This window comes from Moorena sp. SIO3I6, assembly GCF_010672095.1.
In genome coordinates, this window is sequence record NZ_JAAHHU010001351.1 from 1 (window position 1) to 1399 (window position 1399).

Below are 1399 nucleotides of genomic sequence, written 5' to 3' on the forward strand. Positions count from 1 at the left end.
TGTTGGTTACTGGAAATTCCTCTAGTTAAGTTTTCGATTAGATTAGCCCAATCCTTTAATATATAGCGCTATAGTTCAAGAGTTGTCCTGTCAGGTAAATATATTTCGCAATACTTTAAAAAATACTTTTAAAGATGTCTATTTGATCAGCTTCATCAGCTGGCTTGGGGCAAGTGATTGGGGAAAACGCTACCTCTATCAGGCAATCCCTATGCCCAAAAAAAAAAGAGAGCCACGTTTTTGACTCTCTCGATCATCAGGGTGCATCTACTAATTAAAATTTATCACAAATGGTGAGGGGTGTGACCCCTCATCGCAAAAATCAGCCATTTGGCTGATACATATGGGCTCAATACCTGTGCGATATTGCCTGTCCGATATAGATTATGTTGGCTTTTTGGCTTATTTTTAGCTCAATTACACCGGATCAGCCCAAAACTTGTGCCCTAAGGGTCATCCTATAGGACAAACATCTAGATTCGTAATAATTCAAGGGTATTGAGAGCAAATTGACAAAAGCGATCGCGTGGGTGGCAGAGATAATCTCAAGCTTGTGCCAGTGGTAAGATAACCAAAAACTGAGGTCAATAGTTATCAGTTAGTAGAGGTACACAACCGTGGATCTCTATAGTGGATCTCTATAGTAGTAACCAGCAGGAGAGTCTGTTGACTGAAGTGATGCTCTAGAAAAGACTTCAAATCCTAGGTACTTGGGTTGTGGAATCGTTCAGAGGTTTGGATTAAATTTCCTGAAACTCTAGATTACCTTAAGTAGTGGGTATTAGAATTAACTTAAGTTACACCCTTGTCTGATGAAATTTGCTACTATTGCCCAAGCTAATAGAATAATAATCTTTATACTAACGTTTTGCTTAAGTGGGTGTTTTCCTCAACTTGATCAAATACTCATAAATCCATCTTGTCGGAAAGCTGAAGAAGTTGTAAAAACAGCCCAAAATCAATTCAATAGTATAGTGTTTAATGTGACCGTAGAAAGTACCGATAAAGAAACCATTGAAAAGCTATACTCACAATTTAAAACTCTTGAAGAGTCAGAAGAACAAGCTTATAAAATATGTCACAAAACCTAGCTCATTTTTTTTATTTATATAGCTTTATTTAAAGGTAACAAGTAACAGGCAATAGGGACATAATAGCAGCGATTAATCGCTTTTTTTCAATTCTATGTTTACATCTCAAAGAAAAAGCCTCTATTTATTATTTTACCGAAAACTAATCCTGATCAAGCCCATAAGATTGCAACATTTTTTCTCGCCGTTTACGAGCAATTGCTTGTAGATCAATGTTTCGATCAGTCTCATCAACAATTTCACCGGTTAGCACTTCCAGTACATCTTCCAGGGTGACTACACCAGAAACACCCCCATATTCATCCAGT

Annotated in this window: 1 protein-coding gene and 1 pseudogene; one reads left to right on the forward strand and one right to left on the reverse strand. The window is 37.2% G+C overall.

Going from position 1 to position 1399, the window contains the following annotated elements:
- Positions 1-812 precede the first annotated feature (812 nt).
- The gene (locus F6K49_RS49240) at positions 813-1091 is read left to right on the forward strand and encodes a hypothetical protein (RefSeq protein ID WP_293110041.1); all 279 of its coding nucleotides are present in this window, start codon (positions 813-815) and stop codon (positions 1089-1091) included.
- Positions 1092-1233: 142 nt separating this feature from the next.
- On the opposite strand, the pseudogene F6K49_RS49245 reads toward F6K49_RS49240, so the two are convergent.
- Positions 1234-1399: pseudogene (locus F6K49_RS49245) on the reverse strand (HlyC/CorC family transporter); the annotation flags it as partial.

What these genes read in the sequence shown, in the direction of transcription:
- F6K49_RS49240 (WP_293110041.1), top strand. Translation starts at nt 813, where the DNA reads ATGAAATTTGCTACTATTGCCCAAGCTAATAGAATAATAATCTTTATA.